Source organism: Microcoleus sp. BR0-C5 (genome assembly GCF_036705045.1).
GTDB lineage: Bacteria > Cyanobacteriota > Cyanobacteriia > Cyanobacteriales > Microcoleaceae > Microcoleus.
On the sequence record NZ_JAUBTR010000018.1, the window covers coordinates 20,097 to 34,722 of the forward strand.

Here is a 14,626-nt window from a genome sequence, read left to right on the forward strand (position 1 = left end):
TGAAAATGGCATGGGAAAGCAAAAAAGTTTAACCTAAGATTGGTAGAGTAAAATTTTTACAGTCAAAAACGTCTAAGCTATGTGGATTAAGATTCTGTTAGTAGAAGACAATCCTGCTGATGCTGATTTGCTTGCAGAACTTTTAGAAGTATCTGTGGGCGTCCAGTGGGAACTGGTGTCTGTTGAGTTCCTGCATGAGGCGATAGCACAATTGTGTAAACAACCCTTTGATGTAGTTTTGCTCGACCTTTCTTTGCCGGACAGCTGCGGTTTGGAAACCCTAACTCGCCTGCAAGAAGTTGCCCCGGATACCGCAATGGTGGTAATGACAGGCTTGGACGATGAGGCAATCGCCCTAGAATCAGTTCGCTTGGGAGCTCAAGACTATATTGTTAAAGGTCACATTACTGCTCAATTATTAGTGCGGACGATCCGCTACGCGATCGAACGATCTCAAACATTTCAAATGCTGCGGGAAAGCGAGCGCCGCTTTCGGGCGATTTTTGACTCTTCGTTTCAGCTAACCAAGCTGCTGACTCCCCAAGGAATTGTGCTGGAAGTCAACGAGACAGCCCTCGATTTTGCCGGATTGCGATCGGAGGGTATTGTTGGCCACCCGATTTGGGAAATGGCGATTTGGGCCCAGTCGCCACAGGTTTCCGAACAATTGCAATGCGCGATCGGCAAAGCAAGTCGCGGCGAGTTTTTCCGCAGCGAAATCGACTTGTTAGGCAAAAGTGGCCAAATTATGACAGTTGATTTCTCACTGAAACCTGTTAAAAATGAAACAGGACAAGTTTTGCTGCTGATTGCGGAAGCCCGTGACATTAGCGATCGCAAACGAGCAGAAGCGGAAATTCTCAAAGCCCTCGCACGAGAAAAGGAACTTTCAGAACTGCGAGCTAAATTTGTCACAATGGTTTCCCACGAGTTCCGCACACCTTTGACAACCATCCAATTTTCCGCTGGATTGCTGCAAGACTACAGTTCTCAGTGGCCCCAAGATAAAAAATCTACTCATTTTGTGCGGATTCAATTAGCAATTAAACGCATGACAGAGTTATTAGAAGATATCCTCGTAATTGGCAAAATCGAAGCCAATACCTTGCAGTTTCAACCGGTTTCCTTAAACCTCGAAAAATTTTGCCGTCAACTGGTAGAAGAGCAGCAGCTCAACGACAGCAACCAACACCCGCTCGCCTTTCAATATGAAGGGGGCAACTGCGATGCTCAAATGGATGAAAAACTGCTGCAGCAAATCTTGGGAAATGTCCTCTCCAATGCCATCAAATATTCCCCCGTCGGCAGTACAGTTTCCTTGCACCTCAACTGTCAAAACAAAGAAGCTGTTTTCCAAGTTCAAGACCAGGGCATCGGCATTCCCCAAGCCGATCGAGAGCGGATATTAGAAACTTTTTACCGAGCTACAAATGTCGGCACTATTTCGGGAACAGGTCTCGGTTTAGCAATTGTGAAGAGGGCTGTGGAACTTCACGGCGGCCAACTCGCGATCGACAGTCAAGAAGGAAAAGGCACAACTTTCACTATTACCTTGCCTTTAATTTGCCCAGTCAATAACAACTGAATTATCAACTATATATATCCGCAATTTAACCATTAATTAAGCACCTAACAAACAAACTTATCAAGTATCTCAACCCAATATTTTTCTAACAAACTACTAACAAAAAGGAGCTATCACCGTGGCTAAGATTTTGGTAATAGAAGACGAAGAAGCGATTAGAGAAAATATTTTAGAGTTGCTGGAAGCCGAGAATTTTGAAGGAATAGGAGCGATTAACGGCAAAGTCGGCATCAAATTGGCGATCGAAACAATCCCGGATTTAATTTTGTGCGACATGATGATGCCGGAAGTGGACGGTCACGGCGTCATCAAAGCTTTGCGCTCCGAACCCTTGACTGCCACAATTCCGTTTATTTTCCTCACAGCCAAAGCCGATAAAGTTGACGTTCGCATGGGCATGGAACTGGGAGCTGACGATTACATTACTAAGCCGTGTACGCCGCAAGAACTGCTAAAAGCCATTGCTATTAGACTTGAAAAACAAAAAACAATTAGCAGGCAATCTCAAAAAACGCTAGACGAATTACGCACTAATATTAGTATGTCGCTCCCCCACGAATTGCGGACTCCTTTGAATGCTATTCTGGGTTTTTCTGAGCTGATTCTGTCAGAATATCAGGTTTTAGAGGAATCAGATATCTTAGAGATGATCGGTCAAATTCAAACTTCCGGTCATCGCTTGTATCGACTGATTCAGAACTTTTTGCTGTATGCAGAACTGGAGATAGCAGCCACAAATCCCGAACTGCTAAAGGAGATGCGAAACAGTGAATTTAGCTGTGTAAAATCTTTGCTGAGTCAAAAAGCGCGGCAGCAAGCAAAACACGCGGATAGAACCGACGATTTACAATTAAACTTGCAAGATGCGTCGGTAGCTATGGATTCTGTCAGACTTGCAAAAATTGTTGAAGAACTCTTGGACAATGCCTTCAAATTTTCTTTAGAAGGAACGCCTGTTTTATTAAGCACTTTCGTCGAAAATCAGACTTTTATTCTGTCTGTCAAAGACCAAGGCCGCGGCATGACTACCGATCAGATTGCACAGCTAGAAGCATACAGGCAGTTCGATCGCAAACTTTACCAACAAGCAGGTTTGGGATTGGGCCTGGCCATCGTTCAACGCCTTGTAGAATTGCACGGAGGAGAATTTAAAATAGAAAGTTTGCCGCAGCAAGAAACCATAGTTTGCGTTTCCCTGCCTGTCTAAACCATGATTATTCCAGTTTCCAAAAACAATACAATTGTCGGCAAAATCCCCACCCTTATGGCATAAGTCATTCCCAATTGTTAAATCTCAACTCTAAAATGGTATTATTAGGACTTACGCAATCATCCCAGCTATGGGGGCAACCGGGCGTGGGGAGAGCCCCTACAAAACACTATATATTGAGGCTGTGCGTAAGTCCTGATTATGCAGGAGCGATCGCTCCTTTCAGACACCGCTGCATATAAAGTTGAGCTACCTTATCATTAGGGTTGATTTCCAAGCAGGCCAAAAACAATCTTATAGCTTCGCCACACCTATCACTATTGTAGAGTACCAAAGCTTGCTCAAAAATTGTCTTTGTCTCTAACTTTTTCTGTCGTAACTCTGGCGGATCGGCTGCAAATACTTCATAAAGTGTTACCATTCGCGATTTGCCTTTAACTGCTACGCGATCGATCAACCTCAAATCATAAATATCGTTCAAGTGTATAAAAGTATTGTGAGTAATTAACATCGAAACTCCATACTCTTTCGTCAAACTTTCCACGCGGGAGGCTAAGTTTACCGCATCGCTAATCACCGTGCTGTCCATCCGACTTTGGCCGCCAACCGTGCCTAACATCAAAGAACCCGTATTGATTCCTATGCCAATTTGCAGCGGGCGATCGGGTCGATTGCGACTAATATTATACTCGTTAAGCTGTTCTAGCATTGCAATTCCAGCTTTCACAGCATCGTCCGCACTGCCATCAAACAGCGCCATAATCGCATCGCCAATGTATTTATCAATAAAACCAAAATTGTCAGTAATTGCCGGTTCCATCCGCGACAAATAAGCATTAATAAATTGAAAATTTTCTGCGGGATTCATCCTTTCCGAAAGAGAAGTGAAATCGCGGATATCTGAAAACAGCACCGACATTTCTTTCTGCACCTGATCGCCTAATTTGACTTCCAGAATACTTTCATATCCCAGAAAGTGGAGAAATTGGTGCGGTACAAACCGCCCGTAAGCATCTGTTAATTTTTCTTCTGCTGCTAAAGCTTTTTGCAACTCGTCTGTGAATTGGCGGCGCTCGGTTTCTACCTTTAGACGTTCCGTGATGTCTTGAAAAGCCGCGATGGCGTAAACTATGTTTTTCCGTTCGTCGTAGATTGGAGTCGCCCAAACCTCGATCGGCACAATCCGATCAGATCCATGAATTTCTAGATCGTCCATACGCACAAATTCTCCCCGCAACGCCCGAACAATCGGTTGGCTATCCCTCGGATACAATTGATTAGTTCCAGCGTCGTAAAAATGATAAGCTTCAGGAAATTGCTCAGTACCCCCATCAAAAATTAAACCTTGGGCTAGTATCCTTTCGCCCCAAGAATTCATGTAAAAAGGTTTACCCTTACCATCGACAACAAATATTCCCACTGGCATCGCTTCCAGGAATTGAGTCAATCGGCTTTCGTTCTCTGACAGTGCCTCATTTAACTTTTCTTCTGCTGCCAAAGCTTTTTCTAAATCATTAGTAAACCTAATTCGTTCTACTTCCACCTGTCTTTGCAAACTAATATCCTTAGCAAACCCCTGATAGTAAAGCACTTCACCGTTAGCATCATAAACTGTGCGCGCATACTCAGAAATCCAGATAATGCTGCCATCTCGACAGTAAACCTGAGACTCAAACTCACACAGAGTACCGTGCTGTTTCATCAGCGCCAGAAACTCTTGACGGCGGTTCGGTTCCACGTACAATTGCTGCTGAATATCATTAATACTTTCTATCAATTCTGACGCAGAATCGTAGCCGTAAATTTCTGCCAGAGCAGGATTTGCACTGATAAAATGTCCGTCCGGCGTCGTCTGAAAAATACCTTCTAGAGCATTTTCAAATATCCCGCGATACTTCTCTTCAGCTTGAATTAGCGCCGCTTCAGATTCCTTGCGTTCACTTATGTCACTAAAAGCAATAATCGCATAGGAAATGTCTCCTGTAGAATCATAAATTGGAGTTGCCCAACTCTCTACAGGAATAATCTTATTAGCTGTACGAATTTCTACACCCTCAGTCCGCACATTTTCGCCCCTAAGCGCCCGCATAATTGGCAATTCTTCAACGGGGCATCTTTGATTAGTCCCGGCTTTATAGAATTGATAAAGTGCTGCTTTTTGCTCGGAATTAATATGCGGCACAGTGCCTTTGCCAAATACATCCCGCGCTTTCTGGTTAGCGTAGAAAGATTGCCCGTTTGCATCAAGCACACACACGCCCAATGGCATAGCTTCTAGATATTGCGTCAAGCGACTTTCGTTTTCATGGAGTTTGGCAATCAGCATCGCCTGCTTGCGGTTTAATTTTACCAACTCCTGATTCATTTCCTGAAGTTCTTTTTGTTTTTCCGCTAATTGTTTATCTTGAAAATATCTATATATTGCCTCAGTGACAGTTAATTTTAAGTCATCACATTGCCAAGGTTTAGGTATATATCGGTACAATTTAGCATAGTTAATAGCATTGGCTACCGCATCCAAATCTGCCTGCCCCGTCAGCATAATCTTGAGACAGTTCGGCGAGATAGCATGAACGCTCCTTAATAGTTCGTCTCCTTTCATACTAGGCATAATATGATCCGAAATAACCAAAGGAACTTCATACTGTTCTGCTAAAAGTTCTGACAGCAACTCTAAAGCTTCTTCGCCACTTTGGGCCGTTTCAATTAAATATTTATCTTCAAAGGCTTTTAGGAGGTCTATTTCCAGACTATCGAGTATAGTCTGCTCATCATCGACACAAATAATGACTGGTTTTTTCATAAATTTGCTAGACCAGACTTAATCGCTTCAATTAATTCTTGATTTCGCCAAGGCTTTTCTATGAAAGCATGAAGATTTGCTTGAGTTTTTGTGCGTTCGATTGCTTCTTTGTCTGCTTGTCCTGTCAGCATCACTGTCACAATTTGCGGATATTTTTGATGAATTTTAATCAGCAACTCATCTCCTTTCATTCCGGGCATCAACCAATCAGAGACAATTACTAAAATGTTAACCTCAGCTTCACATAGCTCTTCAATAATTTCCAGGGCTTCGGCAGCACTTTCAGCAAATTCGCAAAGATATTTACCGTTAAATGCCTGTTGCAGTTCTATTTCCAGACTTTCCAAGACTCCTACTTCATCGTCCACACACAAAATTGCTGATTTAGACATCGCTAGTTTCCTTCTTTAGTGTGGCAGGGTGCACCCTCATGGGCAGCACACAGTTTTCCAAATTCTACATTCTGCGCGGGTAGACTGCAAATTTTCGCCCCAGACTTCAGTCTCCGACCCTGTACCTACTCAGTTAAATTAATCGGCAAAGACACGGTAAATGCTGTTTTACCGGGCCTCGACTCCACATCAATTTTACCCTGATGTTTTTCAATTATTTTTTTGACAATATCCAGTCCCAACCCGCTGCCTTCTCCTGCAGGTTTGGTAGTAAAAAAAGGCTCAAAAATTTTCGGAATAATCTCTGGTTGAATACCCTTACCGCTGTCAATAATTTTTACCAAGAGGCTGGTATCTTGTTGTACCGCGTCAATTGTTAAAGTCCCTTGATTGTCCATCGCTTGTAAGGCATTGTGAATTAAATTTGTCCAAACTTGATTGAGTTCGTCGGGATAACACAGTACCACAGGCAATTTATCTTGATAGTTTCTGATCACTTCCACACCCTGCTTGATTTGGTTTTGATAAAGAGTTAATACAGTTTCAATTCCCTCCGTAATATTTACTTGTATTTTTTCCCCATTTACATCATAACGCGCATAATTTTTCAGGGCAAAGACGACTTTTGCAGCGCGTTCAGTAGCGGTAGCAATGGTTCGGGCGCTTCTGTGAATGCTAGCAAAGTCGTAGGCTATTTTTATAATATTTTCGCTGTCAGGAGCTTTGAGCAACGGCAAGAATTCTTGCAGATTTTCCTGCAATCCGATATTGACTAAAATGCTAGCAAGGCTGTCAGAATTGTCAATGCCTTCCGACTCTAGTTGCTGCTTCACGCCTTTTTTCAATACCCGTTTTTCTCGAGTAGATAAAGAGTAATTTTGTTTGCTAGAACTGTACATCAAACGCAAGAAATCCTGCTGGCGTTCTGCTGACAGTTCTTTAAAAAAAACTGGGAAACTTTCGAGATTGTTATCCAAAAAGCTGGTAATATTTCCAATCGACGACCGAATTGCCCCCAAGGGCGTATTAATTTCGTGAGCAATGCCCGCAATCAGTTGCCCTAATGCCGCCATTTTTTCTGATTGCACTAATTGATTCTGAGTAGCTTGCAGTTGGTCTAAAGTAACTGTAAGTTCATTGTTTTTCTGTTGGAGTTTTTTTCGCAACTGGCACATTGCTAAATGGGTTTCTACCCTCACTAGAACCTCTTCCACCTGAAAGGGCTTGGTAATATAATCTACCCCGCCCACTGCAAAGGCTTTGACTTTATCAAGTACGTCATTAATCGCGCTAATAAAAATTACCGGAATGTCGCAAGTCCGTCGATCAGCTTTGATTTTTTCGCAAACTTCATACCCATTCATTTCGGGCATCATAATATCCAGCAAAATCAAATCGGGAGGCATACCTTTTGCCGCCGAAAGCGCTAACTCGCCACTAGGTACGGGGCGGACTTTATAGCCCTTGCTGTTCAAAATTCCGGCTAGCAGCCGCAAATTAGCTGGGGTGTCGTCAACTACTAAAATATTACCGCGCTCGGTGCTAGGAATGTCGTTATTCATGTGATATTGCTTGAGATATTAACTTTAAAACTTTGTCGTACTCAAAATTTTCTATACAATTTGCGATCGCACCTGCAGTTACTGCATCCTTTAATCTAATTTGCTCTATCAAGGTATCAATTAAATCCATATCTGCATTCAGTATCGCTAGCTTTAAATCAGCTACCAGTGAATCAGGCAATTTCACGAAATCAGTCGCAGTCATTGCGCCATCGCCCTCTTTGATTGCCGAGAAATTAGTTTGACCCGCATCTTCATAAATATAGCGCACTCCGATCTGTTTGTGCATAGCATCAAAAATATCGGCTTCCCGGAAAGGCTTCCTCATAAAAGCATCGCAGCCAGCCGATAAAATAACTGCCCGTTCTTCCTCCAAAACGCTCGCTGTCAGCGCAATAATCGCAGTAGCTTGACCTTTAATAGTACCTTTAATGTGTTGCGTAGCTTCGTAGCCGTCCATCACAGGCATTCTCATGTCCATCCAAATTAGATGCGGTTCCCAACTATCCCAAATTTCAATAGCTTCTTGACCGTTAGTAGCTTCTTTTAGTTCAAAACCCAGAGGAGAGAGGATTTTAATTAACAGTTGGCGGTTGAGCGGTTTATCGTCTACTATCAAAATTCGATAGGTGTGTTGGTTGGGAACCAAGGCAATAACATTCCGGCTCGGTTTTGGGCTTTCCATATCAGCCGCATCGACCGCAATAACTTGAATGTCAAATTTAAAATTAGTTCCCTTGCTAACAGCAGAACAGACGCTCATTTCGCCCCCCATTAATTCTACAAATTTGCGACTGATTGGCAATCCCAAGCCGGTACCTTCTTGCGAATCTTTGCCTGTCTTGGTTTGCACGAAAGGTTCAAAAAGATCGTCTAATTCATTGGTAGCAATACCGGAACCCGTATCTTCGACTTCAAAATGAAGGAAGAAAGAAGAGGTAGAAGATGAATCGTCATTTGGCGTGGCAATAATCTGGTGGTTCGACTGACTGACTTGAGATATTTTAACACCATTACTTGCTGATGTTTTTGTATTTATTGATAGTTCCGACTGCTCAAAATTTCTCCCTTGTGCCTGCTGATTTCTGCCTAATGACTGCTTGCTAACTCTGACCGCTACACCGCCCTCATGGGTAAAGTTAAGAGAGTTATTGAGCAGATTAATTAAGATTTGTCGCAACTTTAACTCGTCAGTTTCTATGTATTGTGGCACATCGGGACTGCGGTCAAAAACCAACTGCAAGTGCTTGTCATCTGCTTTGAGTTGAAACATATCTTCCAAGTCATTGAGCAGGCGATAGAGGTCGATTTTATGGGGATTGAGGGTGGTGCGCCCCGATTCAATTTTAGATAAATCCAGCACGTTATTAATCAGGGTAAGGAGGTGTTCTCCGCTGCTCCTAATTATGCTAATATTTTCTTGATGTTCGGGGGATAGAGTTTGGCTGCGAGTCATCAGTTGGGAAAAGCCGAGAATTGCATTGAGAGGCGATCGCAATTCGTGGCTCATGTTAGCAAGAAAAGTGCTTTTAGCTTGATTCGCTACTTCCGCTTTGTCTTTAGCTATAGCCAATTCAGCCGTCCGCTCTTGCACTCGCTGTTCTAAAGTTTCAAAAGATTGTTGCAGTTGTTGAGCCATGCTGTTAAATGACTTGGCTAATTCCCCCAATTCGTCAGAACGTTCGCTTTGTACTGTTTTCTCCCATTCACCTTTAGCAATATTTTTGGCTGCTGTATTTAAGCTCAAAATAGGATTTGTCACCCACTGAGAAGTCAGAATGCCGATCGCCACAGCTACTCCTAAAGCTGCGAAACAAAGCAAAACCGCTGTGCGGGTATTGGCATCGATTTCTTTGTTGAAATCTGCTTCGGGAACAACTACGACAATCAGCCAGTCTAAACCTTTGCCGTCTTGGAAGGGCAGGACTTTTAAAAATTGTCGCTTGTCATCTATTTCAAAGCTCAATAACTCGGATTTTTTAATTTGATCTAATTTTTTAAACTTTGCAGTCAAATATTTAGCTGTCGCTTGAGTAAAAGGGTTGCTGCTTTCTTCCACTTTAAACAATTGTCTTTCATTACCTTTAGTGCGAAACTGTTTTTCTGTTGTGGAAGTTGCTAACAAAGTACCCTGGCGATCGATAATAAATGTTTGACCGGATTTTCCAACTTTGAGACTATTGAGAAATCTCCCAAGATGGTCGAGACGCAAGGCAGTAAATAAGACTCCTTCTAGCTGATTTTTGTCGCTGTATACGGCTTGGATAGCGCTGATAAGTAATGTCGGTTCTAGTAATGAAACAAAAACCGAACTCCAAGTAGGTTTGCCGACTTTTACGGCTTTTTGGTACGCAGGATGTTGCCGATGATCATAGTTTTTGGCAAGGGTGGTAACTGTAGTGCGATCGCCGAGATCGTTCGTATTGTAAGAATTAAAATTTAACCCAGTAGAGGGGTCTATCACATTAATCATTCGGGAGCCGTTAGAAAGTTGTTGACCGCCTCTATAATTTCCCTTATTGTTGCCAACCGAGGTAAAATTGATATAGGGATATAATTGTACTTGCCGCCAAAGATATTTCTCCCAAGCTGATAAGTTTTCCATCTTTAACAAGCCGATCTTGACAGCATCCAGCTTGGTTTGATTGATTTGATGGGGAGTTGTCAGGTAAATTTGCAGGTTTTGCTCGACACGCAAACTCACCTCGGTCATTAACTGACTGGCAAGGTTATTAACTGCTTTTTGTCCGTTTCTAAAAGACAGATATCCTACGAGTCCCACGGCTCCCTGGATTTGCAGTATAAATGGAACTATGAGAACAGTTCGCAGCGGTAATTTGTCTAAAATTTTAGAAACCATAAGATTCAGAGGTTTGGTGAACTTAGCCTAGAACCGTATTTGCACAACCTGTCTTAACTGCCGCACCATTTATTTACTGCCGCTTAGCTGGGGGGAATTGATGCGGGCTATTTTAGCTGTGGTAGATGCTCGACCCCGATCGCATGTGAACCTAATTTTTGCTATATTAAAGGCTGTTATTTTACCCCATTGTCGTATTATTTTGATAATTTAGGTAGAATTTTTAGTCCCTGGCTTCAAGAACTACCTAATAAACGCGATCGCGGGGCCGAGTTCAACCCCGGTAGGCCAAGCGATTTGGAGGCTGGCTAGGAAATTTGCGATCGGCACTCGCCATTTTCCGCAAGACGTGTTATACTCTAAACAGTCGAGGGCACGTAGCTCAGTGGATAGAGCATCAGGTTCCGGTCCTGAGGGTCGGGGGTTCAAATCCCTCCGTGCTCATTTTGTATGTCTTTTGCGGAGTAAGGGTTTAAGGTTAATTGTATTGCCGATAGTCCTATTTTCCGCTCAAATTTCGCTCCTGTCGGTTCCTAGTATCTCCAAAACCACCTCCATATCTGCCAAGTTTGCCCCGGACTTTTTGCGCCGCGCTTTTAACTGGTTGAGCAAGTCGGCCGGCTCTGGAAATTCTGCGACGGTCGGAGCGGACTTTTCCAATCCCTCCGTGCTCATGTAAATTTATAGAATGACTGATTTTGAGAGACCGGGGACAAATTTTTGTCCTCGGCCTCAATTATTGTGATTTAACCGTCAGTGTCAAAAATTGAATCGCCACTGTACTCGCAGGTCGCGGACTGATTGCGCCCCTGTTGCTTGGCACGGTAGAGTGAACGATCGGCGATCGCAATCAAGTCAGCCGATGATAGTTCCGAAATCGGAATCAAGTTAGCGATACCCATACTAATAGTAACTACATCGCTCACATCAGAGGTTTTGTGAGGAATATGTAAAGCTTGAATAGCAGCGTGAATCCGTTGGGCCACCGAACTCGCTCCATCAAGATCTGTATTAGGCAAAATGATGGCAAATTCTTCTCCCCCGTAACGCGCCACTAAATCCGCCGGACGGTACACCACCTCTTGCACCGTTTGAGCAAGTTTGAAGAGACAACTATCCCCCATTTGATGACCGTAGCAATCATTATAGCGTTTGAAATAATCCACATCAAACAACAAAAGAGAAATAGGTTTTTGTTCCCGGTATAGCCGCTGCCATTCATGCTCTAAGCGGTCATTAAAACAGCGACGATTAGCAATTTGAGTCAACCCATCAATATTTACCACTTGTTCTAAGAGATGAGTAGCGCGGGCTAGTTCTTCGTTAGAGATTGCCAGTTGTTGATTAATTTCTCTCATCCGCGCTTGGGCCTGCTGCCTTTCTACCAATTCCTTCTGCAACTTCTGAAAAATATCCGCTTGTTTAATGGCGATCGCTAACTGACTAGCAATCTGTTTAACAAGGTCAACTTCAAATTCTTCCCATTGCCGAGGAGCAGAACATTGATGAATACATAACAACCCCCACAAATCTTGTCCATTGAGCAACGGCGCAACTAAATTAGCCCGAACCGGAAATTGTTTCCAAAGAGCGCGGTAACAGTGTTGAAGGTCAATCTTATTGATATTTTCAACTACCTGCATTCTCCCTTCTTGATATGAATCAGGATATTGTTCACCACCACACGAGTCGTTAAATTGATTTCTGCTTACCAATTTACATCCTTCGCCTACGGATTCTGAAACCAACTCACCATATCCAAAATTACTGTCAGGATCGAACTTAAATATGCCGACGCGCTCGGCATCAAGAAACAAGCGAATCTCCTGCGAAGCAATCTCAAAAATTGTAGACAAATCAAGAGATTGACGGATGTGTTGAGTAATTTCTTGAAGTAATATCGCCTTGTCATACTGTTTTCGCAGGGCGATTTCCGCTTGCTTTTGGGCGAGAATAGCTGCCTCTGCTGCTTTTTTTGCTTTAATAATTTCACCTTCGTATAGGATACGCTGGCGGATACAGATCAAGATGCAATTGTTGACGAAGCTTCCTCCTTTCTCCCGACGCACAGCGTTGATCAGCATCGGTATATCACTACCCTCCTTCGACCTTAATGAGAAGTAAATTTCCTCTACTTTACCGTGGAGCTTCAACAGGGGGAAGAAATGGGTTTGATAGAAAATCCGGCTGGCCATTGGCAGAATGAATTCCATTTTCTGTCCCCGCAGTTCATCGGTTTCGTATCCGAGTAATTGCAGTAATGTGGCGTTGACCATTATGATCTTACCATCGTCAGCAAACGAGAGGAATCCACAGGGTGACGTGTTCAGTAGCTCGTCTATCTGGTCGGTCATGTTTGCCATAGAAATCAGGTAGTATGAGGTACACTCAAATACTCCTTAATCATCTCGATCGTCTCTTGTGGATGACTCAGGTGCGGGCAATGTCCCGTAGCTTTCATCAGCCGTAGCGTACTTTTAGGTAGGTGGCTGTGGACGTAATGCCCTACCTCGGTGGGAGCAATCACGTCATCAGCGCATTGCAATATCAGTGAAGGTACTGATACCTTGGGTAAATCACTGCGATTGTCAGAGTAAAAAGTTACCTCGGCAAAGCGACTTGCAATCACCGGATCGGTAGAGCAAAAACTTGTCTCAAGTTCCTCACTTAACTCAGGACGATCCTCATTCTGCATCACCATTGGCGCCAGAAAGCTTGCCCAACCAATGTAATTTTTCTCCATGATATCGAGGAGATCCTCAATATCTTTGCGCTCAAACCCTCCGTAATAATTTGGTAAATCATTGATGTAGCAGGGTGAAGGCCCTACGAAAATCAGGCGATTAAAGTAATTAGGAGCTTTAATTGAGGACAGAATGCCGATCATACTGCTGACAGAATGACCGACAAAAATCACATCCGTCAAGGCCAATTCTTCACAGATATCGATGACATCCTGAACATAGCCATTGAGGTCGCTGTACCGTTCAGGACTGTAGGCACTAATATCAGACTTTCCCGAACCTACATAATCAAATAGGATGATTTTGTAGTCCTTCTCGAAGGCCGGTGTTACGAAACGCCACATATTTTGATCGCACCCAAATCCATGAGCAAACATCATCGTCTGGGTGCCTTGTCCAAACACTTTTATATTATTCCGTAAGAAAAATTTTTTAGTCATTTGAGCGACACGAGCATTAAATTGATTATAAGACTTTTGCGCGCTTTCATGAGGGAGGATTGCTGATCCCACATAGTGGTAGACAACAATTCAGGATGTGGGATTAATTGAATGGCAACCTCAGCAATGGCAGGCTGGCTAAACATATAACGCTGCCCGATTTCCTAGCCGCTCGCTTGTAACTATTCGCTTTTCGCTGGGGTTTCCATTCCTTCGACAATTATGCTCAGATTTAAGCCATCTGGAATTGCAACTATGGCTTTGGCAATTCCGCGAGAGATCGGATCGCTGGCTAAATCGCGCACAAATAAGCGATCAATTTTGAGCGACTTCACCAGAAAATTTTTCAGGTTGTTAAAAGCAGCATACCCAGCCGCAAAATCATCGACATAAATCTCAATACCATGCTCCGATCATTGGATCAAAAGATTGTAGGCAATATCAACATTAAGCATTATTGCTGTTCCCGTAATCTATAGCTAGAGATATTTCGGTTTCATTTCGGTGCGATCAAGGATGCGATCGCTCTTAGCGATTAAAGTCGGTTGGCTGAGTTGACGTGCCGACAGATTCACCGCGATATTAGGCAGAATTACTCCTGCTGCTAGCCACTGCTGATATTGCCAGCAAGCTGGCTCTAAAATCCATTTGCTCCATGCCAAAATCAATCCAGTTTTTTCGGCGATGGGAATAAATCGATGGCCATGAACCCAAGCTAGTTCAGGAGAATACCCTCCTACTATAACTTTAACACCAGCAAGGCTACCTGTTTGCCAATCGAGCTGAGGTTGAGCGTACAGCAAGTATTGGCCTTCCAAGCACAATTCAAAGAATTTGCGATCGCCAGGGTATTGGATTTGGCCCAAGGTATTGTGGCTGTGTAAAAACTATAGGTATTGGGCCCGATAGGCAATCAAAGCTCTTATTTCAGCAATTAAGAACCTCCCAAACATGGTCGCGGTTGCTATAAATGTTCACAAACTCCTCAAATTAAAAAAGTTGGGTTTCCTCACTCAACCCAACTTACTTT

The 14,626-nt window shown here is 43.3% G+C and carries 9 protein-coding genes, 1 tRNA gene and 1 pseudogene; 3 read left to right on the forward strand and 8 right to left on the reverse strand.

Going from position 1 to position 14,626, the window contains the following annotated elements; all coding sequences use genetic code 11:
- Positions 1–79: 79 nt before the first annotated feature.
- Positions 80–1,585 (forward strand): ATP-binding protein, encoded by a 1,506-nt coding sequence (locus QUB08_RS11205; protein ID WP_333224796.1) that lies wholly within the window; start codon positions 80–82, stop codon positions 1,583–1,585.
- Between the two features lie 118 nt (positions 1,586–1,703).
- Positions 1,704–2,792 (forward strand): response regulator, encoded by a 1,089-nt coding sequence (locus QUB08_RS11210; RefSeq protein WP_333224797.1) that lies wholly within the window; start codon positions 1,704–1,706, stop codon positions 2,790–2,792.
- Between the two features lie 202 nt (positions 2,793–2,994).
- On the opposite strand, the gene QUB08_RS11215 is transcribed toward QUB08_RS11210, so the two are convergent.
- The 4 genes from QUB08_RS11215 to QUB08_RS11230 all read right to left on the reverse strand — a co-directional run bounded on the left by QUB08_RS11215 (position 2,995) and on the right by QUB08_RS11230 (position 10,412).
- Complete coding sequence (locus QUB08_RS11215; protein WP_333224798.1) at positions 2,995–5,598, reverse strand: PAS domain S-box protein; 2,604 nt, start codon at positions 5,596–5,598, stop codon at positions 2,995–2,997.
- The gene (locus tag QUB08_RS11220; protein WP_333224799.1) at positions 5,595–5,990 is read right to left on the reverse strand and encodes a response regulator; all 396 of its coding nucleotides are present in this window, start codon (positions 5,988–5,990) and stop codon (positions 5,595–5,597) included. The genes QUB08_RS11215 and QUB08_RS11220 overlap by 4 nt, the downstream gene beginning before the upstream one ends.
- 125 nt (positions 5,991–6,115) lie before the next feature.
- A complete protein-coding gene (locus tag QUB08_RS11225; RefSeq protein WP_333224800.1) occupies positions 6,116–7,552 on the reverse strand; it encodes a response regulator in 1,437 nt (478 codons plus the stop codon).
- On the reverse strand, positions 7,545–10,412 hold the full coding sequence (locus QUB08_RS11230) for a response regulator (RefSeq protein ID WP_333224801.1): 2,868 nt from the start codon (positions 10,410–10,412) through the stop codon (positions 7,545–7,547). Before QUB08_RS11230 ends, QUB08_RS11225 begins: the two co-directional genes overlap by 8 nt.
- A 371-nt stretch (positions 10,413–10,783) precedes the next feature.
- Between QUB08_RS11230 and QUB08_RS11235 the strand changes: the two genes are divergently transcribed.
- Positions 10,784–10,856 (forward strand) — tRNA-Arg (locus QUB08_RS11235).
- 66 nt (positions 10,857–10,922) lie between these two features.
- Here the strand turns inward: QUB08_RS11235 and QUB08_RS11240 are convergent.
- The 4 genes and pseudogenes from QUB08_RS11240 to QUB08_RS11255 form a co-directional block, all read right to left on the reverse strand.
- Positions 10,923–11,087, reverse strand: a complete 165-nt coding sequence (locus QUB08_RS11240) for a hypothetical protein (protein ID WP_333224802.1) — start codon at positions 11,085–11,087, stop codon at positions 10,923–10,925.
- 71 nt (positions 11,088–11,158) lie between these two features.
- On the reverse strand, positions 11,159–12,688 hold the full coding sequence (locus tag QUB08_RS11245) for a diguanylate cyclase domain-containing protein (protein WP_333224803.1): 1,530 nt from the start codon (positions 12,686–12,688) through the stop codon (positions 11,159–11,161).
- Positions 12,689–12,780: 92 nt separating this feature from the next.
- Complete coding sequence (locus QUB08_RS11250) at positions 12,781–13,560, reverse strand: alpha/beta hydrolase (protein ID WP_333224804.1); 780 nt, start codon at positions 13,558–13,560, stop codon at positions 12,781–12,783.
- A gap of 218 nt (positions 13,561–13,778) precedes the next feature.
- A pseudogene (locus QUB08_RS11255) lies at positions 13,779–14,462 on the reverse strand (EAL domain-containing protein).
- Between the last annotated feature and the right edge of the window lie 164 nt (positions 14,463–14,626).

Bases quoted from the DNA above. Each gene is read 5' to 3' on its own strand.
- QUB08_RS11205 (WP_333224796.1), top strand. From the start codon at position 80: ATGTGGATTAAGATTCTGTTAGTAGAAGACAATCCTGCTGATGCTGAT.
- QUB08_RS11215 (WP_333224798.1), bottom strand. From the start codon at position 5,598: ATGAAAAAACCAGTCATTATTTGTGTCGATGATGAGCAGACTATACTC.
- QUB08_RS11220 (WP_333224799.1), bottom strand. From the start codon at position 5,990: ATGTCTAAATCAGCAATTTTGTGTGTGGACGATGAAGTAGGAGTCTTG.
- QUB08_RS11225 (WP_333224800.1), bottom strand. From the start codon at position 7,552: ATGAATAACGACATTCCTAGCACCGAGCGCGGTAATATTTTAGTAGTT.
- QUB08_RS11230 (WP_333224801.1), bottom strand. From the start codon at position 10,412: ATGGTTTCTAAAATTTTAGACAAATTACCGCTGCGAACTGTTCTCATA.
- QUB08_RS11240 (WP_333224802.1), bottom strand. From the start codon at position 11,087: ATGAGCACGGAGGGATTGGAAAAGTCCGCTCCGACCGTCGCAGAATTT.
- QUB08_RS11245 (WP_333224803.1), bottom strand. From the start codon at position 12,688: ATGGTCAACGCCACATTACTGCAATTACTCGGATACGAAACCGATGAA.